27 protein-coding genes (1 of these 27 cut by a window edge) are annotated in these 22359 nt (G+C 67.7%); 11 read left to right on the top strand and 16 right to left on the bottom strand.

What is annotated here, in order from left to right; genetic code table 11:
- Positions 1-992, bottom strand: the 5' portion of a protein-coding gene (gene ptsP / locus ACXJLH_RS26935; RefSeq protein WP_056194294.1) for a phosphoenolpyruvate--protein phosphotransferase. 784 nt of this gene lie to the left of the window's left edge; the window shows 992 of its 1776 coding nt (coding positions 1-992); its start codon is at positions 990-992; its stop codon lies beyond the left edge, outside the window.
- 114 nt (positions 993-1106) lie between these two features.
- On the opposite strand from ptsP, the gene ACXJLH_RS26930 reads away from it, so the two are divergent.
- The gene (locus ACXJLH_RS26930) at positions 1107-1910 is read left to right on the top strand and encodes a GNAT family N-acetyltransferase (RefSeq protein WP_457447423.1); all 804 of its coding nucleotides are present in this window, start codon (positions 1107-1109) and stop codon (positions 1908-1910) included.
- On the opposite strand, the gene ACXJLH_RS26925 is transcribed toward ACXJLH_RS26930, so the two are convergent.
- From ACXJLH_RS26925 to ACXJLH_RS26915, 3 genes are read right to left on the bottom strand one after another with little or no spacing between them, the layout of a single operon-like run.
- The gene (locus tag ACXJLH_RS26925; protein WP_056194300.1) at positions 1911-2180 is read right to left on the bottom strand and encodes an HPr family phosphocarrier protein; all 270 of its coding nucleotides are present in this window, start codon (positions 2178-2180) and stop codon (positions 1911-1913) included. It abuts the gene before it with no gap.
- Positions 2177-2575: a PTS sugar transporter subunit IIA gene (locus ACXJLH_RS26920; RefSeq protein ID WP_157281251.1), complete on the bottom strand. Its 399-nt coding sequence runs from the start codon at positions 2573-2575 to the stop codon at positions 2177-2179. Before ACXJLH_RS26920 ends, ACXJLH_RS26925 begins: the two co-directional genes overlap by 4 nt.
- 11 nt (positions 2576-2586) lie before the next feature.
- A complete protein-coding gene (locus tag ACXJLH_RS26915; RefSeq protein ID WP_056194302.1) occupies positions 2587-3063 on the bottom strand; it encodes a hypothetical protein in 477 nt (158 codons plus the stop codon).
- An 80-nt stretch (positions 3064-3143) separates the two neighbouring features.
- On the opposite strand from ACXJLH_RS26915, the gene ACXJLH_RS26910 reads away from it, so the two are divergent.
- The 3 genes from ACXJLH_RS26910 (at position 3144) to ACXJLH_RS26900 (ending at position 6178) form a co-directional block, all read left to right on the top strand.
- On the top strand, positions 3144-4382 hold the full coding sequence (locus tag ACXJLH_RS26910) for a CaiB/BaiF CoA transferase family protein (protein WP_457356208.1): 1239 nt from the start codon (positions 3144-3146) through the stop codon (positions 4380-4382).
- A gap of 188 nt (positions 4383-4570) precedes the next feature.
- On the top strand, positions 4571-5671 hold the full coding sequence (locus ACXJLH_RS26905) for a hypothetical protein (RefSeq protein WP_457447421.1): 1101 nt from the start codon (positions 4571-4573) through the stop codon (positions 5669-5671).
- A 21-nt stretch (positions 5672-5692) separates the two neighbouring features.
- The gene (locus ACXJLH_RS26900; RefSeq protein WP_457447419.1) at positions 5693-6178 is read left to right on the top strand and encodes a TlpA family protein disulfide reductase; all 486 of its coding nucleotides are present in this window, start codon (positions 5693-5695) and stop codon (positions 6176-6178) included.
- Here ACXJLH_RS26900 and ACXJLH_RS26895 read toward each other — a convergent pair.
- The gene (locus tag ACXJLH_RS26895) at positions 6165-7031 is read right to left on the bottom strand and encodes an alpha/beta fold hydrolase (RefSeq protein WP_457447418.1); all 867 of its coding nucleotides are present in this window, start codon (positions 7029-7031) and stop codon (positions 6165-6167) included. The genes ACXJLH_RS26900 and ACXJLH_RS26895 overlap by 14 nt on opposite strands.
- 99 nt (positions 7032-7130) lie before the next feature.
- Here ACXJLH_RS26895 and ACXJLH_RS26890 point away from each other — a divergent pair, with 99 nt between their 5' ends.
- Both ACXJLH_RS26890 and ACXJLH_RS26885 read left to right on the top strand, forming a co-directional pair.
- On the top strand, positions 7131-8036 hold the full coding sequence (locus ACXJLH_RS26890; RefSeq protein WP_457447472.1) for a LysR family transcriptional regulator: 906 nt from the start codon (positions 7131-7133) through the stop codon (positions 8034-8036).
- A gap of 62 nt (positions 8037-8098) precedes the next feature.
- Positions 8099-9082, top strand: coding sequence for an N-acetylmuramoyl-L-alanine amidase-like domain-containing protein (locus ACXJLH_RS26885; protein WP_457447416.1), 984 nt, complete (start codon positions 8099-8101; stop codon positions 9080-9082).
- Here ACXJLH_RS26885 and lipA read toward each other — a convergent pair whose 3' ends face one another.
- Positions 9083-10048: a lipoyl synthase gene (gene lipA, locus ACXJLH_RS26880; protein ID WP_457447414.1), complete on the bottom strand. Its 966-nt coding sequence runs from the start codon at positions 10046-10048 to the stop codon at positions 9083-9085.
- Positions 10049-10050: 2 nt separating this feature from the next.
- Positions 10051-10728: a lipoyl(octanoyl) transferase LipB gene (gene lipB, locus ACXJLH_RS26875; protein ID WP_457447412.1), complete on the bottom strand. Its 678-nt coding sequence runs from the start codon at positions 10726-10728 to the stop codon at positions 10051-10053.
- Positions 10729-10784: 56 nt separating this feature from the next.
- On the opposite strand from lipB, the gene ACXJLH_RS26870 reads away from it, so the two are divergent.
- Positions 10785-11417, top strand: a complete 633-nt coding sequence (locus tag ACXJLH_RS26870) for a tetratricopeptide repeat protein (protein WP_457447410.1) — start codon at positions 10785-10787, stop codon at positions 11415-11417.
- On the opposite strand, the gene ACXJLH_RS26865 is transcribed toward ACXJLH_RS26870, so the two are convergent.
- Genes ACXJLH_RS26865 through ACXJLH_RS26840 form a run of 6 tightly spaced genes read right to left on the bottom strand, consistent with a single transcriptional unit; the run spans position 11418 to position 15384 of the window.
- On the bottom strand, positions 11418-11702 hold the full coding sequence (locus ACXJLH_RS26865) for a DUF493 family protein (RefSeq protein ID WP_056194323.1): 285 nt from the start codon (positions 11700-11702) through the stop codon (positions 11418-11420).
- 7 nt (positions 11703-11709) lie between these two features.
- A complete protein-coding gene (locus ACXJLH_RS26860) occupies positions 11710-12855 on the bottom strand; it encodes a D-alanyl-D-alanine carboxypeptidase family protein (RefSeq protein ID WP_457447408.1) in 1146 nt (381 codons plus the stop codon).
- Between the two features lie 21 nt (positions 12856-12876).
- Positions 12877-13509, bottom strand: coding sequence for an alpha/beta hydrolase (locus ACXJLH_RS26855; protein WP_457391367.1), 633 nt, complete (start codon positions 13507-13509; stop codon positions 12877-12879).
- On the bottom strand, positions 13506-13832 hold the full coding sequence (locus tag ACXJLH_RS26850) for a (2Fe-2S) ferredoxin domain-containing protein (RefSeq protein WP_056194333.1): 327 nt from the start codon (positions 13830-13832) through the stop codon (positions 13506-13508). The genes ACXJLH_RS26855 and ACXJLH_RS26850 overlap by 4 nt, the downstream gene beginning before the upstream one ends.
- Positions 13833-13846: 14 nt before the next feature.
- Positions 13847-14947: a VanZ family protein gene (locus ACXJLH_RS26845; RefSeq protein WP_457356199.1), complete on the bottom strand. Its 1101-nt coding sequence runs from the start codon at positions 14945-14947 to the stop codon at positions 13847-13849.
- Positions 14948-14955: 8 nt separating this feature from the next.
- Positions 14956-15384, bottom strand: a complete 429-nt coding sequence (locus tag ACXJLH_RS26840) for a CopD family protein (RefSeq protein ID WP_056194341.1) — start codon at positions 15382-15384, stop codon at positions 14956-14958.
- A 358-nt stretch (positions 15385-15742) separates the two neighbouring features.
- Here ACXJLH_RS26840 and hemB point away from each other — a divergent pair, with 358 nt between their 5' ends.
- Together hemB and ACXJLH_RS26830 are read left to right on the top strand one after the other, a co-directional pair.
- The gene (hemB, locus tag ACXJLH_RS26835; RefSeq protein WP_457356198.1) at positions 15743-16759 is read left to right on the top strand and encodes a porphobilinogen synthase; all 1017 of its coding nucleotides are present in this window, start codon (positions 15743-15745) and stop codon (positions 16757-16759) included.
- A 4-nt stretch (positions 16760-16763) separates the two neighbouring features.
- A complete protein-coding gene (locus tag ACXJLH_RS26830) occupies positions 16764-17870 on the top strand; it encodes a magnesium transporter CorA family protein (protein WP_056194347.1) in 1107 nt (368 codons plus the stop codon).
- A 7-nt stretch (positions 17871-17877) separates the two neighbouring features.
- On the opposite strand, the gene ACXJLH_RS26825 is transcribed toward ACXJLH_RS26830, so the two are convergent.
- The 3 genes from ACXJLH_RS26825 to ACXJLH_RS26815 all read right to left on the bottom strand — a co-directional run bounded on the left by ACXJLH_RS26825 (position 17878) and on the right by ACXJLH_RS26815 (position 20157).
- Complete coding sequence (locus ACXJLH_RS26825) at positions 17878-18660, bottom strand: PEP-CTERM sorting domain-containing protein (RefSeq protein ID WP_056194351.1); 783 nt, start codon at positions 18658-18660, stop codon at positions 17878-17880.
- A gap of 88 nt (positions 18661-18748) precedes the next feature.
- Positions 18749-19192 carry an rRNA maturation RNase YbeY gene (ybeY, locus tag ACXJLH_RS26820; protein ID WP_056194354.1) on the bottom strand — a complete coding sequence of 148 codons (444 nt, stop codon included), beginning with the start codon at positions 19190-19192 and terminating at the stop codon, positions 18749-18751.
- Complete coding sequence (locus ACXJLH_RS26815; RefSeq protein ID WP_056194356.1) at positions 19189-20157, bottom strand: PhoH family protein; 969 nt, start codon at positions 20155-20157, stop codon at positions 19189-19191. Before ACXJLH_RS26815 ends, ybeY begins: the two co-directional genes overlap by 4 nt.
- Before the next feature lie 166 nt (positions 20158-20323).
- Between ACXJLH_RS26815 and ACXJLH_RS26810 the strand changes: the two genes are divergently transcribed.
- Both ACXJLH_RS26810 and ACXJLH_RS26805 read left to right on the top strand, forming a co-directional pair.
- Positions 20324-21682, top strand: coding sequence for a sensor histidine kinase (locus ACXJLH_RS26810; RefSeq protein ID WP_056194359.1), 1359 nt, complete (start codon positions 20324-20326; stop codon positions 21680-21682).
- A 14-nt stretch (positions 21683-21696) separates the two neighbouring features.
- Positions 21697-22350: a response regulator gene (locus ACXJLH_RS26805; RefSeq protein ID WP_056194361.1), complete on the top strand. Its 654-nt coding sequence runs from the start codon at positions 21697-21699 to the stop codon at positions 22348-22350.
- The last annotated feature ends 9 nt before the right edge of the window (positions 22351-22359 follow it).

Genomic DNA, 22359 nt, shown 5'->3' with positions numbered 1-22359 from the left:
GCAGCCTTGTAGGCGGCGAACTGTTCTTCCTCGCTGGGCAGTTCGCCCTCACGGTTCATGAACAGGAACTCGCTGCGGAACAGCCCGACGCCGGTGGCCCCCGATTCCACCGCCGCCTCCGCGTCGGCAGGCATCTCGATGTTGGCGTGCAATTCGATGTGCTCGCCATCCAGCGTGACGGCCGGCGTGTGGCGCAGGCGGCCCAGCCGCGCGCGCTCCAGCTCACTCTGGCGCTGGCGGAAGCGGTACTCCTCCAGGACGATGGGCGAAGGATTGACGATGACCGTGCCCGCGTCGCCATCGATGATGACCCAGTCATCCTGCCTGATGAGGCGCGAGGCCTCACGGGTGCCCACCACCGCCGGGATATCCATGCTGCGCGCGACGATGGCGGTGTGGGAGGTCTTGCCGCCAATGTCGGTGATGAAGCCGCGGAAGACGCTGCGCTTGAACTGGATCATGTCGGCCGGAGCAATGTCGGCGGCCACCAGCAGCAGCGGGTCCTCGCCCGCAAAGTCGCGTGGCGTGACGGGCGCAGGCGTGTCACCCCGCTCCTGCGACAGCGCACGCAACACACGCTCGACGACCTGCTCCAGATCAGCCTTGCGCTCGCGCAGGTAGTCATCTTCCATCTCGTCGAACTGGCGTGCCAGCACCTCGAGCTGGGCAGACAGCGCCCATTCCGCGTTGTAGTGCCGCTCGACGATCCACTGGCTGGCGCTCCCGGTCAGGGCCTCGTCGTGCAGCAGCATCAGGTGCACGTCCAGCAAGGCCGCGAGTTCGTGGGGCGCGTCGCCTGGCAGTTCATCCCTCAACGTCTCCAGCTCCAGCACGACGGCGTCGCGTGCGCGCAGCAGTCGCCCAATCTCGGGCTGGACCTCGTCGGGCGTCACGAAATAGTGGGCGACGTCGACGCGGCTGGAGGCGATCAGCACCGCGCGACCGATGGCCACACCACGTGAGACCGCAATGCCGAACACCTGAAAACTCATCAGCACCCTCCGCAGATCAATCCCCAATGTAGCTTGAGCCACAGGGCTGCCGCGTCATGGTTTTTTCATAGGGGCTTCACCGCAGCGTCAAACCGACGCCCCAGCATGCCGGGCATGAACCGCAGTTTGATCGTCACGCATGCACAGCCGCATGCCCCCGCCCTGCACCGCCCGGCGCGCGCCTCTTCCCCCCGCCTCAGCGTCAGCTGGGCACGCAGCGAAACGGAAGTTCGCGAAGCCCAGGCGCTGCGCTACCAGGTCTTCGCCGTCGAGATGGGCGCCCGCCTGCCCACACCCAAGGGTTCACCGGCCGGGCTGGACGTCGACCTCTTCGACGCCTATTGCGAGCATGTCCTGGTGCGCGCCGGGGGCGAGGACGACGAGCCCGGCCCTGTCGTCGGCACCTACCGCGTGCTGACGCCGTCCGCCGCCAAACGCACCGGCGGCCTGTACAGCGACACCGAGTTCGACCTGACGCGCCTGCGCGGCCTGCGTTCCCGGGTCGCCGAGATCGGCCGCTCCTGCGTGCATGCCGACCACCGCAGCGGCGGCGCCATCATTGCGTTGTGGGGCGCGCTGGCCGAGTTCATGGCCCGCAACGGTCTGGATACCGTCATCGGCTGCGCCAGCGTCAGCATGCGCGATGGCGGCCACTTCGCGGCCAGTCTGTGGAAGCAGATCGCCGCCAACCACCTCGCGCCCATCGACTGCCGGGTGCGCCCGCGCCTGCCGCTGCCCATCGAGCACCTGCGCCAGGACCTGGTGGTGGAACCGCCGGCCTTGATCCGCGGCTATCTGCGCTGCGGCGCCAAGTTGATGGGCGAGCCGGCCTGGGACCCCGACTTCAACACCGCCGACCTGCCGCTGCTGCTGCGCACGGCCGATCTGCCGGCGCGCTTCAAGCGCATCCTCGGCTGATCACTGACCTTCGCCGAACTTGTCGTTGACGAGGGCGGTGATCTGATCCTGCGCGGCTTGTTCGTCCTCGCCATCAGTCTCCAGTTCGACTGTCGCGCCGATGCCGGCGGCCAGCATCATGACGCCCATGATGCTCTTGGCGTTCACGCGCCGGCCGTTGCGGCTCATATAGACCTCGCACTTGAAGCTGCCGGCCAACTTGGTTAACTTGGCCGACGCGCGCGCGTGAAGACCCAGCTTGTTGCTGATGGTGAGGGTGGACTTGATCATTCGTCGGGGGGCAAGGGAGGCATGGCGACGATGCCGGTGACCGCGCCCTGCATGGCGCGCCGTGCCAGCTCGGTCAAAGGCTTCTGGCTGGCATAGCAGAGGGTGCGCCACAGCATGGGCACGCTGACACCGCTGAGCACCTGCACCTGCTCTCCCGCCAGGCGCTGAGCACCGTTGCTCGGCGTGGCGCCGAACACATCGGTCAGCACCAACCACTCGGGCTGGTCGGCCCGGGCCATCAGCGCGCGGGCAGCTGTCTCGACGTCGTCCGCGCTCATGCCAGCATCAACATCCAGCACGGTCAGCGTCGGCGCACAGTCGGGGAAGGTGTGTTCGGCCACCTGCCGCAGGGCGGAGGCCAGCGGTGCGTGGGCGATCACAAGCAGGTTGGGCATGGGGCAGGATGTTAGCGGGCGGTCTCCATGGCCAGCCCGGCACGGAAGCTTTCCCACGCGGCCGGGTCGTCCTGCGGCAGCGTCATCAGCGCCTGGTAGACACGGCCACCGTGAGCGAACACGGCCACGCGAGTGATCCCGCCCGCACCGGTCAGGCGGTACTCGGCAGCCTCCGGCAGCGGCGTCATGCCCGGCACCAGCAGCGGCTGGGCCGGCGGCAGCGGCTGGCCGAGCTTGGTGGCCAAGGCCTGGGGCATGGCCTTGAGGGCTGGGCCGGCCTGGGTCGGGTCGGGCCCATCAGCCCAGGACAGCGCGAAGCGCCCGCCGCCCGCTTCGCACTGGGCCAGGCCCATCGCACCCTGGCCGGCGTGAGCGGGGCGCTGCTCGATGTCGGGCTTGCAAGGGAAGAGGGCCACGGCGCCCGATCCGGTCGGCCTGACCTCGCGCCAGTTCAGCGTCGGCTGGCAAGCCGCCAGCAAGCTCAGCATTAGGGCAAATCCGGCAGTCGTGCGGCAGGGCATGGGCGAATTATCGACAGCGGCCCGAGGACAATTCCGCAATGCAAGAAATGCCCTCTCCCCAAGCCCCTCAGGCGCTGTCCGGCGTGCGCGTACTGGACCTGTCACGCGTGTTGGCCGGCCCCTGGTGCACGCAGACCCTGGCCGACCTCGGCGCCGACGTCATCAAGATCGAACGCCCCGGCAGTGGCGACGACACACGTGCCTGGGGCCCGCCCTATCTGAAGGATGCCGACGGCCAGGACACGTCCGAGGCCGCCTACTTCCTCGGCGCCAACCGCAACAAGCGCTCGCTGGCCGTGGATCTGGCCACGCCCGAAGGTCAGGCCATCGTCCGCAAGCTGGCGGCCCAGGTCGATGTGCTGGTGGAGAACTTCAAGGTCGGCGACCTGGCTCGCTATGGCCTGGACGCGCAAACCCTGCTCGCCGAGCACCCCGGCCTCGTCATCTGCTCCATCACCGGCTTCGGCCAGACCGGCCCCTATGCCGAGCGCGCCGGTTATGACTACGCCGTCCAGGGCATGGGCGGGCTGATGAGCGTGACCGGCGAGCGCGACGACCTGCCCGGCGGCGGGCCGCAGAAGGTGGGCGTGGCCGTGGCCGACCTGTTCACCGGCATGTATGCCACCGTCGCCATCCTGGCCGCGCTGCGCCACCGCGATGCCACCGGCCAGGGCCAGGTCATCGACATGGCCCTGCTGGACACCCAGCTCGCCATGCTGGCCAACCTCGGCAGCAACTACCTGTGCAGCGGCAAGGCGCCGGGCCGCATGGGCAACGCCCACCAGAACATCGTGCCCTATCAGGTCTTCGAGGCCAGCGACGGCTATCTGATCCTGGCTGTCGGCAACGACCGCCAATTCGCCAAGTTCTGCGACATCGCCGGCCAGCCGGGATGGGCCACCGACCCACGCTTTGCGACCAACTCCGAGCGCGTGCGCCACCGCGCCCTCCTCGTGCCTCAGTTGGAGGAAGCCATGCGGCAGCGCCCTCGCGCCGACTGGCTCGCGGCGCTGGAGGCTGCCAAGGTGCCCTGTGGCTCGATCAACTCTATTGGTGAGGCGCTCGCCGACCCGCAAGCGCAAGCTCGCGGTGCCGTGGTTGCCATGCCCCATCCCTTGACGCCCGATCTGCGCCTCATTGCCAGCCCAATGAAGCTGTCGGCCACACCCGTGGCCTATCGGTTCGCGCCGCCGCTGCTCGGCCAGCACAGCGACGAGTTGCTGCAAGAAGCCGGCTGTTCTGCGGAAGAAATCACAAACTGGCGCAACAGTGGTGTCATTGCGTGAGGGCTAACCCACCCCCAAACCCAGGGTTTCCCCCTGGGTGGGGGATGGAGATGGCGGCGCGCTGTCCGCAGCATGCGCTCACGCACCGAGGCGGGCCAACCACCTAGAACCATCCGCCTCGGGTCCGCAGCCACCGGGTCATGTCCACACCGCCTTCTTCCGCGCCAGCAAGTGCCGCCAACGATGTCATGCCTGAGCCTTCACCGGTCCAGTGGGCGGACATCGTCCAGCAGCTGGGCGCCGAGATCGCCGGGCCGCTGAGCGCGGCGCTGGAGCAGATCCAGAACCTCGCCACCACCGGCCAGATCGACCGCCGCGGCCTGCGCCTGTTGAAGCGCAGCGTGGACGACGCTCGCACGGCCGGCATGCTGGGCCAGCAGCTCTCCCGGCTGGCCTCCGGCCGCCTGCGCCTGAACCGCGAGCGCCAGCACCTGACGCAGATGCTGCGCAGCGTGCTCGCCCAGCGCAGCCGCGAGACCCAGGCGCGCGGCGTGCAGGTTCGCCAGTCGCTCAAGCCTGTCGAGATCTGGGCCGATGGCGCTCTGCTCTTCGGTCTGCTGAACGCGCTGATGGACTGGGCGCTGGCCAATACGCACTCCTCCGTCGACCTGCGACTGGATCTGACGCCCTGGCCGGTCAAGGCGCGCCTGAGCTGCCGCTTCGCCCACCGCTCGCTGGAATTGCTCAGCGACGACGCCGACCCGCACGCACCGACGCCCGGGCTGGACTCGCTGGCCTGGCGGCTGCTGGAGCAAACGGCCATCACGCTGGGTGTGCTGCCACTGCGCGAGCAGGAGGCCGGCATCACGCTGCTGACGCTGGAGTTCAACCAGCTCGCGCCGGACGAAGCGCCGCCGCCGGACAGCACCAATGCCCGGTTGGAAGCCGAGGCCGAACGCATGGGCGGCAATTCGCGGCCGCTGGCGGGCTGCCAGTTGCTGATCGTGTCGACCCACCGCGACATGCGCACCGAGGCCCAGGCCGCCGTGCGCCATATGGGCATGCTGGTGGATGTGGTCGGCAGCGTGGCCGAGGCCGAGCAGTTCTGCCGCGAGGGCCTGCCCCACGCCATGCTGTTCGACGCGGCGCAGATGAGCGAGCCGCTGCTGCAGCTGATCGCCGGCGTCATGCGTGACGCGCCGGATTTCGCCTTCGTCGAGATGTTCGACGGCGAGCACCGCACCCAACTCTCAACCGCCACCGGCGACGGCGTGGCCCGCATCTCGCGCCGCCACCTGCCCGACGCCCTGCCTTCGCTGCTGATGTTCGAGCTGGCCAAAAGGGTTTAGCGGCTTCTCTAGAATCCGGGCATGCTGACCCGCCGTGCCCTTGCCTCTGCCCTGATCTGCGCCGCCGTGCTGACGGGCTGTGCCCGCGAGCAGGCGCCCGCTGTCGACTATGTGCTGCTGGACGGCCAGAAGGCCAGCTCGCGCGACTGGAACGGCAAGGTCATGCTGGTCAACTTCTGGGCCACCAGCTGCGCGACCTGCGTGAAGGAGATGCCGCAGATCGTCGCCACCCACGACAAGTTCAAGGCCCGCGGCCTGGACACTGTCGCCGTGGCCATGAGCTACGACCCACCGGCCTTCGTCGCCAAGTACGCCGAGACGCGCAAGCTGCCCTTTGGCGTGGCCATCGACAACACCGGCAGCGTCGCCCAGGCCTTTGGCTCGGTGCAGATGACGCCGACCACCTTCCTCATCAACAAGCGCGGCGAGATCGTCAAGCGCTTTGTCGGCGAACCCGACTTCGCCGCCCTGCACGGCCTCATTGAGCAGCTGCTCAGCGAAGCCTGAGCCCGTCGACGAATGCGGCCATGCGCGCCGCGATGAAGTCCACCTCCTCTTCCAGCGCGAAGTGGCCGGTATCGAGCAGATGCAGCTCGGCCTCGGGCAGGTCGCGCAGATAGGCCTCGGCGCCCGCCGCCGGGAAGAAGGCGTCGTTGCGACCCCAGACGATCAGCGCCGGCGGCCGATGTTCGCGCAGCCAGGCCTGCCAAGCCGGGTAGCGCGCCACGTTGCGGTGGTAGTCCAGCGCCAGGTCCACCTGGATGGCCTTGCGGCCGGGCAGGTCCAGGAAATGCTGGTCCAGCAGCCAGCCCTCGGGGGCGATACGCGCCGGCTCGCGGGTGCCGCCCTCGTATTGCATGCGCGTGACCTCGGCCGTCAGGATGCCCATGACGGCCTCTACAGCACCCGGCCGGCCGGGCTGCAGCGCAACCATGTCACGTGCCATCGCGCTCAATCCCTCCTCATAGGCATTGCCGTTCTGGATGACGAGACCGGCAATCCATTCCGGATGGCGCTCGGCAACGCGCAGGCCGATGGGCGCGCCGAAGTCGAACAGGTAGGCGACGAAGCGGTCCAGGCCCAGCGCCTCGCAGAACCCCTCGACGACATCGGCCAGGCGGTCGAAGCTGTAGCCAAACTCGGCGGCCGGCGGCGCGTCGCTGAGGCCGAAACCCGGATAGTCGGGCGCGATGAGGTGGTAGCGATCCGCCAGCAGCTCCATCAGCTTCACGTACTGGCGCGACGATGACGGGAAGCCGTGCAGCAGCAGCAACGTCGGCGCATCCACCGGGCCGGCCTCACGGTAGAAGATGTTCAATCCGTCGATTTGGATGTTGCGATGGAAGATGGGGTGATTCATGGCGATCTCCTCTGGGATGGCTCCAGTGTGCTTTCCGGGCAGACCGCCCGGTAGCCGCGCTATCCTGCAAACACCTTGCACTTTGAGTGGAAGATAGCCATCAACGCCCTCGCCAACGTCAACCTCAACCGCCTGGCCGTCTTCGTCGCCGTCGTCGAAACCGGCTCGCTGAGCGCAGCCGCCCGCCGGCTCGGTATCGCGACGACCATGGTCAGCGCCCACATGCAGCGCCTGGAGCGCGAGGTCGGCGCCAGCCTGCTGTTGCGCACCACACGCTCCCTGCGCATGACCGAGGCGGGTGAGGGCTTTTTCGATGCTGCGCGCCAGATCGTGGCCGACACCGAGCGGGCCATCGCCGCTGCCGCCGGAAACACGGCCGAGCCACGTGGCCGGCTGCGCGTGACGGCGCCGGTGGACTATGCCGAGCGCGTGCTGGCGCCCGTCGCCGTCGCACTGACGCAGCGCCACCCGCACCTGCAGATCGATGTGCTGGCTGTCGACCGGCCGCTGGACCTTGTGGCCGAGCAGATCGACGTGGCCATCCGCATCGGCCAACTGGCCGACTCCGAGCTGCGCGCGACGCGCATCCGGTCCTTCAGCGCCTACGTCGTTGCCAGCCCGAGCCTGCTCGAGGGACGCGCCGCACCGGCTCATCCGGGCGAGCTGGCAGCCCTGCCGCTGATTGCGCTGACCGTGCTGCCCCAGCCGCTGCAATGCCGCTTCAACGCCGACGGCGAGGCCGAACAGGCGGTGCGCTTGCAGTCCGTGCTGTCCTTCAACACCGCCTCAGCCCTGCGCAGCGCGGCATTGGCGGGTGGCGGCATGGCCATGCTGCCGGACTATCTCGTTGCCGACGACCTCGCCGCCGGCCGCCTCGTGCGCCTGCTGCCGGGCTGGCATCTGCCCGAAGGCGGCATCCACGCCCTCTATCCGGCCGCCCAGCAGCCACCTCGCAAGACGCGCCTCCTCATCGAGGCGCTGCGCGCCCAGGCCGGCGAATCCTGACGTTATGGACGTCCCACAAGCTCTCATGACCACCGAGGCGCCGCTGGACTGACACTGCGGCGATGCAAAAGACGCTTGCCGCCCTCGCCATATCCCTGCTGCTGGCTGGCTGCGCCCACCAGCCCCCGCCGCCACCGTCGCCACCCCGCATCGAGCCCACGGCCACACAGCTGGATGCCGCTCGCCGCGCCAGCCTGGACGCCACCGAACTGGCCGGCCTGCTCAACAAGCCGCTCTACCAGATGCAGCCGCGCGAGCTGGGCCGCTACCTGGCCTGGCAACAGCAGGACCAGCCGGCCCTGCGCCAGCGCATCGCCGCGCTGGCACGCAAGAACATCGGCCAGCCTTATGAGCTCTTCCTGCTGGGCGAGTTCCCCTACGAGACCTACGACGCCCAGCCGCTGTTCGACCTGAGCAAAAGCGACTGCGTCGTCTTCGTGGAACATACCTACGCGATGGCATTGAGCGCATCCTGGGAAGAGTTCTTCTGGATGCTGCAGCGCATTCGCTACCGCGACGGGGTCATCGGCACCGCCACGCGCAACCACTACACCGAAGCCGACTGGAATGTCGCCAACCGCTGGTTGGTGCAGGACGTCACCGCCACCCTGGGCGCGCCGACCCAGCCCTACCACCAGCGCATCGACCGTCAGGCCTTCCTGCTCAAGCAGTTCAAGATCCGCCGCGACCTCCCGGTGCAGAACTTCGACGATGTCTACGTTGCCAAGCAGGACGTGGCCGCCGTCGAGGCCCAGTTGCAGGACGGCGATTTCGTCAACGTCATCTCCAGCCGCGGCGGCGAGTCCTGGGCATCGCATGTCGGCCTCATCGTCACCGGCGCGGATGGCTCCCGTCGCCTGCTGCATTCAGCCGAGCCGCAGGTGCGCGAGGAGACGCTGCAGGGCTTCATCGCCCGCATGGCCGAACGCGATGCGCGCCAGGCGGGGCAGAACAAGGCGCAGCTGGCGGGCTTCAAGTTCCTGCGCCTGAACGAGGCGCCAGAAGTGCCGCCAATGGCGCCCCAGCCCCGCCCCGGGCGCTCCTGATCAGGCCGCGGTCGGGTTCAGCGCCGCGTGGGCCTGCTCGTCCGCGTGGTAGCTGGAGCGCACCATGGCGCCGACGGCCGCGTGCGTGAAGCCCAGCTCGTAGGCTTCCTTCTCGAACTGCTTGAAGGCGTCGGGCGTCACATAGCGGCGCACCGGCAGGTGATGGCCCGATGGCGCCAGGTACTGGCCGATGGTGATCATGTCGATGTCGTGCGCCCGCATGTCGCGCATGACCTGGCGGATCTCGTCGTCCGTCTCGCCCAGGCCGACCATGATGCCGCTCTTGGTCGGCACGCCCGGCACTTCCTGCTTGAAGCGCTTGAGCAGGTCGAGGCTGAACTGGTAGTCGGAACCCGGGCGCGCTTCCTTGTACAGGCGCGGCGCGGTTTCCAGGTTGTGGTTCATCACATCCGGCGGCGCGGCCTTCAGGATATTCAGCGCGCGATCGGCGCGGCCGCGGAAGTCGGGCACCAGCACTTCGATCTGGGTCGTCGGCGACAGCTCGCGCGTCTTAGTGATGCATTCGGCGAAATGGCCGGCGCCGCCGTCCTTCAGGTCGTCGCGGTCGACGCTGGTGATGACGACGTACTTGAGCTTCAGCGCCGCAATCGTCTTGGCCAGGTTCAGCGGCTCGTCGACGTCCAGCGGGTCGGGCCGGCCGTGGCCGACGTCGCAGAACGGGCAGCGGCGCGTGCACTTGTCACCCATGATCATGAAGGTGGCCGTGCCCTTGCCGAAGCATTCGCCGATATTGGGGCAGCTGGCTTCCTCGCAGACCGTGTGCAGCTTGTGCTCACGAAGGATCTGCTTGATCTCGTAGAAGCGGGTGGTCGGCGAGCCGGCCTTGACGCGGATCCAGTCTGGCTTCTTCAGCACCTCGGCCGGCACGATCTTGATCGGAATGCGCGAGGTCTTGGCCTCGGCCTTTTGCTTGATCGTCGGGTCGTAGGTGGTCGTGTCGGACATGGTCAAGGCGTCGAGACTTCAAATTGTGCCGAGAGCCGCTCGGCGAGCCGCCCGGCCGCGGTCGGCCAGTCGGTGAAAACCCCGATTTTATCGAGGGATGTGGTTTCCAGGCCTTCGTATCCGCACGGGTTGATGCGCAGGAAGGGTTCCAGGTCCATCGCAACATTGAGCGCAAGGCCGTGATAGGTGCAGTGGCGGCTGACCTTGATGCCCAGGGCGGCGATCTTGGCCAGGCCCTTGAAGGCGTCCGCCGGATCGGTCGGGCCGGCCAAGACCGCATGGCTGCCGGGGTCGGCCGGGCGCACATAGATGCCCGGCGCGCCGCCGATGCGCAGGCCGGTCACGCCATAGCTGTCCAAGGTCTGGATGAGGGCCGTCTCGAGGCGGAAAACGTATTCCTTGACGAAGATACCCAGGCGTCGCAGGTCCACGAGGGGGTAAGCCGTCACCTGGCCGGGGCCGTGATACGTCACCTGGCCGCCGCGTTCGGTGGCGACGACGGGAATGTCGCCGGGCAGCAGCAGGTGCTCGGGCTTGCCGGCCAGGCCCTGGGTGAAGGTGGGCGGGTGCTCGCAGAGCCAGAGCTCGTCCGGCGTGTCTGCATCGCGCGCCGCCGTGAAGGCGCGCATGGCCTCCAGCGTGGGCAGGTAATCGACCCGCCCGAGGGTCTTGACGATCATGCGGGCATCATAGGCAGACGCTGTAAGCCTTCGCCCACCTGAGCCGACTCGACCCGATGAAGACGCCACTGATTGCCGTTGCCCTGCTGCTCGCCGCCACCCTGGCCCGGGCCGCCTCACTGCCCGACGCGCTGACCGCCTACGACGAGGGCGACCTCAAGGCCGCGGCCCAGGGCTTTGCCGAGTCCGCCCGGCGCGGCGAGGCGCTCGGCCAGTTCAACCTCGCGATGATGAATCTGCGCAAGGAGCTGCCCGGCGCCAGCGACGCGAAGGCCTGGCAGTGGCTGCAGCGTGCGGCGGCGCAGAAGCTGGCACTGGCCGAGAACGCGCTGGGCGAAATGATCGAGCAGGGCCGCCACGGCAAGCCCGACGCGAAGGCCGCCTGCGGCTGGTTTGAGCGCGCCGCGCAACAGGGCAACGGCGACGGTGCCCTCGCCACCGCCACCTGCTACTACCTCGGCCGCGGCCGGTCCCAGGACCTGGCCCAGGCCCACCGCTGGTATCTGGAAGCGGCCAAGGCAGGCGACGTCGGCGCCCAATACATCGTCGCGTCGATGTTCGAGACGGGGTCGGGCGTCGAGGCCGACGCGCGCCTGGCGCGCTATTGGTACGACATCGCCGCCAAGAACGGCGATGACGCGGCCAAGGCCAAGATCAAGGCCATGCAGGCCGGCGACGCGGCGACCTGATCAGAGCACGACCTTGACCATGGGATGCGTGGTCAGCGTGCGGTAGATCTCGTCGAGCTGCTCGCGGCTGGTGGCCGTGATGGTGATGGTCAGGCCGAGGTAGTTGCCGCCCTTGCTCGGGCGCTGCTCGATGGTGGCGGCATCAAAGGCCGGGTCGAACTGTCGCGCCACATGGGCGATGGCCTCGACGAAGCCCTCGACATGGGCGCCCATGACCTTGATCGGAAACTGCGAGGGGTATTCGATGAGCGATTGCTCGGGCGGAATGTCGGGCGGCAGGTTCATCATGACCTCACTTGATCCACAGGCGCAGCGAATCCCAGGCACGACCGAGCAGGCCGGAGCCGGGCACGGCTTCCTGCACGATCAGCGGCACCTCGGCCACCGGCGCGCCGGCCGTCGTCGTCACGCGCAGGGTGCCGACGCGCTGGCCCTTGCTGAGCGGCGCCACCAGGGGGTCGGTGCGCTCGACCTGGGTTTGCAGCTTGGTGCCGTCGCCATGCGGCACGGCGACGAAGATGGCGTCAGCCGCACCGAGCCTGGCTTCCTTGGCCTCGCCCTTCCAGACCGGCACGGTCGCAATCGCCTTGCCGGCGTCAAAGATCTTGACCGCATCGAAGGCCGTGTAGCCCCAGTTCAGCAGCTTCTGGCTCTCGCTGGCGCGAGCTTCCTTTGACGCCGTGCCCATGACAACGGACAACAGGCGGCGCTTGCCGTTGGGGAAATCGCGGTTGGCGCTGGACACCAGGCAGTAGCCGGCGGCCTCGGTGAAACCGGTCTTCATGCCATCCACCGTCGGGTCGCGACGCAGCAGCAGGTTGCGGTTGTCCTGGCGGATCTTGTTGAAGGTGTAGTCGCGCTGCGAGTAGTAGATGTAGTACTCGGGGAAGTCCGTGATGATGTGTGAAGCCACCACCGCGATGTCGCGCGCACTGCTCTTGTGGCCGGGCTCGGACGTGCCGGTCACGTTCTTGAACTCGGTGTTCTTCAGGCCCCAGGCCTGGGCCTGGCGGTTCATCAGCTGCACGAAGTTCTCGACCGAGCCGGCGGCGCCTTCGGCCAGGGCCACGGCGGCGTCGTTGCCGCTCTGGATGATGAGGCCGTGCAGCAGCTCGTCGACCTTTGGCGTCATCGTCGTGTCGATGAACATCAGCGAAGGATCACCCTTGCGTTCATCCCAGGCGCGCTTGGACACGGGCAGCGTCTGCTCCAGCGTCAGCTTCTTGTCGCGCAAGGCGCCGAAGACGACATAGGCGGTCATCAGCTTGGTCAACGAGGCCGGATCCTGAACCGCGTCGGCATCACGCTCGGCCAGGGTCTTGTGCGTGGTCAGGTCGATCAGCACATAGTTGCGCGCCGCGAGTTCCGGTGGCTGGGGGGCCTGGGCCAGGGCAGTCAGCGAGAGCGCGGCGAGGAGGAAAGCAAGCAGTCGTTTCATGGATCTGTTCAGACGCAGCGACTAGATCTTCGTGGGATCGAACGCGCGCACCACAAGGGACTTGAGCAGCGGCAACTGCCCGTGGAAGAAATGGCCCACGCCGGGGACGACGGTCACGGGAAGGCTTTGCGGCCGCGCCCAGTCGAGCACGGCGGCGAGCGGCACAACGTCGTCGACCTCGCCATGGATGACCACGGTGTCGGCAGGCACCGGGGCGGTGTCAAAACGACTGGTCGCCGGGCCGACGAGGACGAGGCGCCGGGCCGGTTCGGCCAGGCGTTGGGCAGCGCGGGAGGCCACGTAGCCGCCAAAGGAGAAGCCAGACAGGATCAATGCCTCGCCGGGCGCGCGAACAGCGTCGAGCACGGCCAGCGCGTCATCAACTTCGCCACGGCCTTCGTCCCAGCCACCTGCCGATTGGCCGATGCCACGGAAGTTGAAGCGCACGGCCCGCCAGCCGAGTTGAATGAAAGCCCGCGCCAGTGTCTGCACGACCTTGTTGTCCATGGTCCCGCCCTGGGTCGGGTTGGGATGGCAGATCAGGGCCGTGCCCAGCGGCGGCGTGCCTGAATTGGAACCAGGCGGCAGGTCGATGGCAACTTCAATCTGCCCGGCCGGGCCGGGGACGAGGCGCTTCTCGGTCTGCGAATTCATCGGCCGACGGAATCCGGCAGCACCAGGCGCTCGACCACCTGGCCGTCGCGCAAATGGCGCTCAACGATCTCGTCCAGGTCGCTCTTGTCGACCCAGGAGTACCAGATGGCTTCCGGGTAGACGACAGCCACCGGGCCGCCGGCGCAGCGGTCCAGGCAACCGGCCTTGTTGACGCGCACGCCACCCTTGCCGGCCAGGCCGAGTTGCTTGACGCGCGACTTGCAGTGGTCGAAGCCGCCTTGCGCGTCATGGTCAGCGCAACTGGCCTCGCCATTGGTGCGCTGGTTCAGGCAGAAGAAGACGTGGCGCTCGTAGTAACTCATCGCCGCGGATTGTCTCACTGGGGCTTTTGCACCAGCCGGGCGGCGAGCCAGACGAGGGCGATGAACGGCCAGGTCCAGGCCACCCAGCGCGTCAGCCCATAGAGGTTGATGAAGCGGCCCTGCTCCCAGGCCTGCATGTTCAAGGCCAAGTAGGGGTCGCTGGGCGCCAAGCTGATGAGGCCGATCAAGGCGCACAGCACGAACAGGCCCAGGGCCGCCGCGACACGCGAGGGCAGCAAGCAGGCCACCAAGGCCAGCACGACGCCCAGGCCCACGCCGGGGCGTGTGGCATCGCTGAGCCAGGCCCATGCATGGTCGGGCCCGAAGGCCATCGCGGTTGACGTCGCCGTGCCCAGCAGGCCCAGCAGCACCGCCCCCCCGGCCAGCGCCAGCCGGCGCAGGCCGGAGCGAGCGACGGTGATCATCAACAGCACCGGCGCTAGCAGCCCGAGGGCGATGGCCAGCGCCTCCAGGCCAGGCGGCAGCTCATGCTCGACGGTGACCGCGTCGCCCCAGTTCAGCGCCCAGGGCGTGCCGGTCAGGGCATCCAGCAACATTCCCCGCCACCAGGGCAGCCATTGACCAAGGCCGAAAGGCAGCGGCGTCGGGTACAGCAGTGCCAGCGGCCACAGCGCCAGCAGAGCGAGGGCCGGTGCGCTGCTGGCGCCAAACCAGTGGTCGCGCACGTCCTCCCAGCGCTCCAGGCCCCCGAGGGCGCTGAGCACCAGGCCCAGGGCGGCACCGAGCAGGCTGCCGGCCGAGTTCAGGACCCAGTCAGACAGGGAGGGCACGCGGCCCGGCACGAAGAACTGCAGGGTCTCCATCGCAAACGAAAGCGCCGGCCCGGGCAGCAGGCCGAGCAGCAGCCCGCCGCGCACCCCCCAGCCCGAGCGCATCGCCGCAGCAAAACCGAGCAGGCCCAGGGGGATGTAGCCAATCAGGTTGGCCTCGACGTCGAAGGCCCAGAAGCGGGCCGGCCAGGGCAGGCTGAACAACCAGGGCAGGCCCATGCCGGGCGGCCAGCGCCAGGGCCAGAAGGGGTAGAGGCTGGCATAGGTGACCAGCCCCATATGGGCCAACAACAGCCAGGTGGCGGAGCTTTGACGGCGACGCACTTCCGACCTCAGAAGGGCTTGACGGTCACCAGCACGACGATGGCCGCGAAGAGCAGCACGGCCGTCTCGTTGTAGACGCGGAACCAGCGGTGGCTGCGCTTGTTGGACAGCGTCTCGAAGCTGCGCAGCAGGCGTCGGTTCATGTGGTGATAGCCGATGACGCCGACGACCAGCAGCATCTTGACGTGCAGCCAATAGCTGCCGGCGAAGCGGCTGGCGCCCCAGCCCACCAGCACCCAGATGCCGAGCAGCAGGGCCACGCCCATCAGGATGCTGCTGAAGCGGTGCAGCTTGTGCGCCATCAAAAGCAGGCGCTCACGTTCGGCATGGCTGTCGGCCGGCACCATGGCCAGGTTCACAAAGATGCGCGGCAAATAGAAAAGGCCGGCAAACCAGGCGGCGACGAAGACGATGTGAAAGGCTTTGACCCAGAGCATGCAGCCATTATGGGCAGCACCGGCGTCAAGCACGGCCGCAGCGCGGACGGGCTTGGGGGAGAGTCGGACATGGGCCGCAGGCACACCGCACGAAGGTGCGGGTTGGGTCGCTCCACGACACAACAGTCCGGTGAACACCAAAAAAAAGCCCCGGTTCAAGACCGGGGCCGAGAAAGCCTTATCGCTGTCATCACGCTAAGGCTCCTGCTCAGGGAGGAAAAGCAGGGAACGACCACCTTGCGGCTATCATTCAAAAACAAGTTTAGCGCGCTTGAGCGGTGACGTCAGGAATAAATGACGTCTGGATGTGTCAACCATCACGCGCCGGGCCGCACCCCCCGCAGCCTGAGGATTCGACTTGGCCCGCTACGTTTTTTCTCCCTCCGCCTTCCCTGCGGCGCGCCCGCGGCGCCTGCGTCGCGACGCCTTCACGCGCGCCCTCGTGCGTGAACATGCGCTGAGTGCCAGCGACCTCATCCTCCCCGTCTTCATCCATGAGGGCGAGAACCGTCTGGACGCCGTGGCTTCCATGCCCGGCGTGTCGCGCCAGAGCCTGGACCACCTGCTGCGCACGGCCGAGCAGTGCGTCGAACTGGGCGTGCCCGTCATCGCCCTTTTCCCCGTCATCGACGCCGCGCTGAAGACGCCCGACGGCGCCGAAGCGCTGAATCCGAATGGCCTGGTGCCGCGCGCGGTGCGCGAGGTAAAAAAACATTTCCCGCAACTCGGCGTGCTGACCGACGTGGCTCTGGACCCTTTCACCAGCCATGGCCAGGACGGTGTCATCGACGAGACCGGCTACATCCTCAACGACCCGACCGTCGAGATCCTTGCCAAACAGGCCCTGGTACAGGCAGATGCCGGCGTCGATATCGTTGCGCCCAGTGACATGATGGACGGCCGCATCGGCGCCATCCGCCAGGCGCTGGAAGCCGCAGGCCACATTCACACGCGCATCATGGCTTACAGCGCCAAATACGCGAGCAGCTTCTATGGCCCCTTCCGCGACGCGGTGGGATCGGCTGCCAACCTCGGCAAGGCTGACAAAAAGACGTATCAGATGGACCCCGGCAACAGCGACGAAGCCCTGCGCGAGGTGGCCCTGGACCTGGCCGAGGGCGCCGACATGGTGATGGTCAAGCCCGGCATGCCTTACCTGGACATCGTGCGCCGCGTGAAGGACGAGTTCCGCGTGCCGACCTTTGCCTACCAGGTCAGCGGCGAATACGCGATGGTCAAGGCCGCCGCGGCCAATGGCTGGCTGGACCATGACGCCGTCATGATGGAGTCGCTGCTGGCCTTCAAGCGCGCGGGCGCCGACGGCGTGCTGAGCTACTTCGCGCTGGACGCCGCGCGGCTGCTGAAAGCGGGTTGAGCCGGTGCGGGTCTTCCACATCGAGACCGACAGTTTTCGCGAGCTTGCGGCCCTGCCCGAAGCGCTGCCGGAGCGTGGCTTCCTGTGGGTGGGCTATGGCCGGCGCGAGTTCGAAGTGGGCGAGCCGGCCGTGCAGCAGGCACTGGCGCGATGGGGCTGCGGCAATATCGTCGACCTGCATGTGTCAGATCTGATCAACAACCAGTTGCCCTCGCATTTCGACTACACGTCCTGGTACGACATGCTGGTTTTCCGGCGCCTCGCCGCGGCGCCGGGCAGCCAGGATCTCTTCGTCGATGACGAGCACGGCACGCTGGCCTCGGCCCAGCGCGCGCTGCGGGCCATCGACACCAGTCCGGTCGGCTTCGCCGTTTTCGACCGCGTGCTGATCACTGTGCACCCGACCGACTGCCAGGTGCGCGAGTTCTTCGCCCAGAAGCTCGACCGCCTGACCGAAGGCCGCGAGAAGCGCGATGCGCGTGGCGGCGCCCGCCTGCCAGCCAGCCCGGCCGACCTGATGCTGCGCATGGTCAACCACATGGTGGACAGCTATCTGGAGCTGCGGCGCCTGCTGACCCGCCAGCTCGGCACGCTGCAGCGCGTGCTGCTGGACCAGAGCAGCGAGTTCGATGACTGGCCGCTGCTGCTGGAGAGCCGCGATGCCCTGCACCGGCTGGAGGACACCTGCGAAGACCAGCGCGCCGCTATCCAGGAGTGGATAGACGCGCTGGACGAATGGCCGGTCGACGGCGACCCGCAGGTGACGCGCGAACGCGAGCTGCTGCGGGTGCGCTCACGCGACGTGCTGGAGCATGTGGAGCGGGTGCTGACCCATGTGCGCCGGCTGGAGTCCTCGGCCGAGTCGGCCGTGCAGATGCACTTCAGCGCCCTGGGGCATCGCACCAACAGCATCATGCGCACGCTGACGGTGCTGACGGCCATCTTCCTGCCGCTGAACCTGATCACCGGCATCTTCGGCATGAATTTCGAATGGATGCCGTTGATCAAGAACGCCAACGGTTTCTGGGATGCCGCCCTGCTGATGCTGGCCGTGGCGCTCGGGCTTTGGTTCCTGTTCCGTCGCAAGCGCTACCTGAGCAGCAGCCGGTAGGTCGACCTCAGCGCAGGCGGCGGCGCGCCACCGTCAGGATGACGCCCAGGCCGCCGAGCAGCAATGCGGCCGTCTCGGGCTCGGGCACGGCTGCCACCGTTGCAAGAACGCTGGAACTTCCGCGCAGGCAGGCCGAACCGCCGGGGCACTCGGACGGATACAGCGGCGCCAGGGCGGAGAAGGAAGAACCGAGCTGCGCATCGGCCGCACCGCCACCGAACAGGGCCGCCACGCCATTGCTGTTGAAGTAGGCGTTGGCCGCGCCGCCGGCCGCCGTGTCCACATCCAGCAGGCCCGTGCTGAAGCCGGTCGGGCTGGCCGTGCCGATGCCCAGGCCGGTGGCGATAAAGGTGTTGCCTGCGGCGTCGACGGCATGGCCCATGAGGGACAGGAAGAGCGTGCCATTGGACGCTTCGGCCAGGTCACCCGCCGAACCCCCGGCGTTGCCGGTCGTGAAGTCGTTGTTGGCGCCAAAGCCGGCATAGACCTTGAGCCAGCCACCGCTGAAGCGCACTTCGCTGGCGCTGATCGACGAGACCGCGTAGCCGCCGAAGACATACGTCAGCTCGCAGCCCGAGCACAGGCCGGAGACCGCCGCAGAGTTGATGGAATCGATCTTGCCGTAGCCGCTCAGCGTGTCGCCGACGGCCAGTGGCACGTTCTGGTAGGTCTGGGTGACCGCGAAGATCTGGCCCAGCGGGATGTCGACGCCGGCAATCGACACGGCGCCCGCGCTTCCTGCGCAAATCAGCGCGGCGGCGGTCGCAAGGGCGCGGATCGACTTCAGCATGGGAGCCTCCGATGACAGGCGAAGTACAAAAATACTCGCCACCGCCGCCGGTTTCCACAGCGAAATACCCCTAGAAGGGGTAGCAGCCTCAGCCGCGTCGGTAGGGGTCGGAGAAGCCCAGGCCGATCAGGATTTCCGCCTCGCGCGTTTCCATCGCCTCGGCCTCGTCGTCGGCCTCGTGGTCATAGCCCTGGGCATGCAGGGTGCCGTGCACGAGCATGTGGGCGTAGTGGTCGAGCAGCGGGACGCCCATCTCGGCCGCCTCACGTTCGACGACCTCGGCGCAGATGACCAGGTCGGCGCCGACGACGGGCTCGTGAGCGTAGTCGAAGGTCAGCACATTGGTGGCGTAGTCCTTGCCACGGTACTCGCGGTTCAGTGCCTGCCCTTCCTCGGCGTCGACGATGCGCACGGCGATCTCGCCCGGCAGCTCCAGCGCCGCGCGGATGAATCGCTGCACCTTGTGGCGCGGCAGCAGCGCGCGGTGGCGCGGGTCGGCAAATTGCAGGGACAGGCTCAGCTCTGGTTTCATAGGTCGCGTGCTTCGCGCTTGGCGCGCGCTTCGTAGGCCTCGACGATGCGCGCCACCAGCGGGTGGCGAACGACGTCGGCGCTGGTGAAGCGCGTCATCGCAATGCCCTTGACCCGGGCCAGCACATGCTCGGCGTCGATGAGGCCGGATTGCGTTCCCCGCGGCAGATCGATCTGGCTGGTGTCGCCGGTGACGACGCAGCGGCTGCCGAAGCCGATGCGGGTCAGGAACATCTTCATCTGCTCGGGCGTCGTGTTCTGCGCCTCGTCGAGGATGACGAAGGCGTGGTTGAGCGTGCGCCCGCGCATGAAGGCCAGCGGCGCGACCTCGAGCTGGCCCTTCTCGAAGGCCTTGGTCACCCGATCGAAGCCCAGCAGGTCGTAGAGGGCGTCGTACAGGGGGCGCAGATAGGGGTCGACCTTTTGCGTCAGGTCGCCGGGCAGGAAGCCCAGGCGCTCCCCGGCCTCGACGGCGGGCCGGGTCAGGATGATCCGCTGCACCGTCGAGCGCTCCAACGCGTCCACCGCACACGCCACGGCCAGGAAAGTCTTGCCGGTGCCCGCCGGGCCGAGGCCGAAAGTGATGTCGTGCGACAGGATCTGCTGCAGGTACTGGTGCTGGCGCGGTGTGCGGGCCGACAGGTCGGCGCGGCGGGTACGCAGCACCAGCGCATCGCCGTCGCCCGGGCTAGCGGCCGAAACAGGATCTGGCGCCTTGGCCTCGACGAGGGCCAATTGCAGCGTTTCGGCTGACAGCGGCCGCCTGGCGCGCTCGTAAAGTCCTTCGAGCAGGGTCCTGGCGCGCTCGGCAGCTGTCTTGGGCCCGTCGACGCGGAACTCGGCGTCGCGGCGCGAGATCTTCACGCCGATGGCCGCCTCGATCTCACGCAGGTGGGTGTCCAAGCTGCCACAGACGCGGGCCAGGCGCGTGTTGTCGACCGGTTCAAGGGTGAAGCGCAGGATCACGATGGGGCTGAAAAGAAGTGGACGGGGATTGTCGCCGGCTCCGTGCAAAGAGGCTGGCCGCTGGTGCATTCCCGGCCTGCGCAGAACAGGCGCTCACGCACAATGCCGCTCCATGACGTCACCGATTGCGCCGAGGGCCTCCAGGGCTCGGCGCCTGCCTCTTTTTTTGCTGCTTTCAGCCGCCCTGCTCTGCCCGGCCGTAGCGCAGGCTCAAGGCTTCGCCGGGCCGGACTGGACGGCCACCTTGCGCGGCTGGCTTGCTGCCATGCTGGCCCTGATGGCGACCGTCATCGGCCTCGTCTCCAGCCTGCACCACCGCGAACGGCCGGCGAGTTTTCTCATCGGCATGATGCTGAGCTGGGTCGTGCTGCGCGCCGCCGCCGCCCCCAGCGCCGCGGGCTTGCGGCCGCTGCTGCTGACCCTGCTCGTGCTGTGCGGCGTTCAATACCTGCTGCGGCAGATGAACTGGAAACGCAGCTGGATCGACCATGCGCTGTTGATCCAATGCCTCGTTGTGCCGGCCAGCCTGCTGCTCGCGGGTGGCCAGGTCGGCATCCTCGGCTCGGTCTGGCAGGCGGTGTTGAGCCTGGAGCTGGTGGCCGCCATGGGTTGGGCGCTGTGGCTGCGCCGCGAGCGCCTGAAGACGAGCGCCGACGAGGCCCTGTCGCGGGAGTTCGTGCTGATGGCCGCCCTGCTGTTGCCGACCATGGCTGCCCTGGTCGCCGAGCGGTTGCTGGCCGCTGCCAGTGAACCGCTGTGGTCATCCGCCGCGCCCTGGCTGAACCTGATGCTGCCGGTGCTGATGCTGGGCCTGGGACTGCAACTGGTGAACAGCGTCGCCCATGCGCGACTGGACGCCGAGAAGCGCATCGCAGCCATCGAGCAGCGCATGTCCGAGCGCATCGCCGAGGTCGAGCGCAGCCACGCCCAGCTCGCCGAGCAAAAGCTCGAGCAGGTCACCGAGCGCGAACGCAAGCGCATCGCCGCCGATCTGCACGACGATCTCGGCGCCAAGCTGCTGACCATCGTGCACACCAGCGAGTCCGACCGTATCTCCACGCTGGCGCGCGAGGCACTGGAGGAGATGCGCCTGTCGGTGCGCGGCCTGACCGGCAAGCCGGTGCATCTCATCGACGCCCTGGGTGACTGGCGCGCGGAGGTCGTTTCACGCCTGGGCCAGGCCAATATCCTGGCCGAATGGAAGTCGCCGGCCGAGGACATCGAGCACACCTTCCAGGCCCGCTCCTACGTGCAGACGACGCGCATCCTGCGCGAGTCGGTGTCCAACATCATCAAACACAGCGGCGCCACCCATGCGACGATTTCCAGCGCGGTACAGGACGGCGATTTCATCCTGACCATCCAGGACAACGGCCAGGGCATTCCGTCCGAACTGGATGGAAGGTTGGACAGAGGCCACGGCATGGCGAGCATGAAATCACGCGCCAAGCAGATGCATGGCCAATGCCTGGTTGAATCCGGCCCTGGGTGGGGTACTGTCATCCGTCTGACGATTCCGCTCTGAATGCCGAGGCTCCCATGAACCACATCCTGCTGCTCGAAGACATCCCGGAGATCCGCGCCTGGCTCAAGGCGCTGGTCAAGCAGGTGTTCGCCAACGCCCAGATCACCGAGTGCTCGCGGGTGCAGGACGCGCTGGCCCTGGTCAATGGCCAGCGCTTCACGCTGGCCCTGCTGGACCTGGGCCTGCCCGACGGTTCGGGCGTCGAGGTCATCGCGGCGCTGCGCGAGAAGCAGCCCGAAGTGCAGTCGGTCATCGTCACCATCCACGACGACGACGAGCATCTCTTCCCTGCCTTGCAGGCCGGTGCCTTCGGCTATCTGTTGAAGGAACAGTCCCGCGAGCTGCTGGTGGAGCAGCTGCAGCGCATGAGCGGCGGCGAGCCGCCGCTGTCGCCGTCCATCGCGCGCAAGGTCATCGCCTACTTCGCGGCTCAGAAAAAGCCCAGTTCGCAGGCGTTGCTGCACGAGGTGTCGCTGACCGACCGCGAGACCGAGGTGCTGCTGCGCGTGGCCAAGGGCTACACGCTGCCGGAGATCGGCGTGCAGCTGGGCCTGAGCCGCCACACCATTGCCGACTATGTGAAGCAGATCTACCGCAAGCTCAATGTGAGCTCGCGTGCCGAGGCGGCGCTGGAAGCTCAACGACTCGGGTTGTTCGGCAGGAACTGATCGCCCTTC

The sequence above is a fragment of the Roseateles sp. P5_E4 genome (assembly GCF_054049255.1).
Note: the sequence above shows the minus strand (reverse complement) of the source record. Positions and strands in the feature narration are given on the sequence as shown.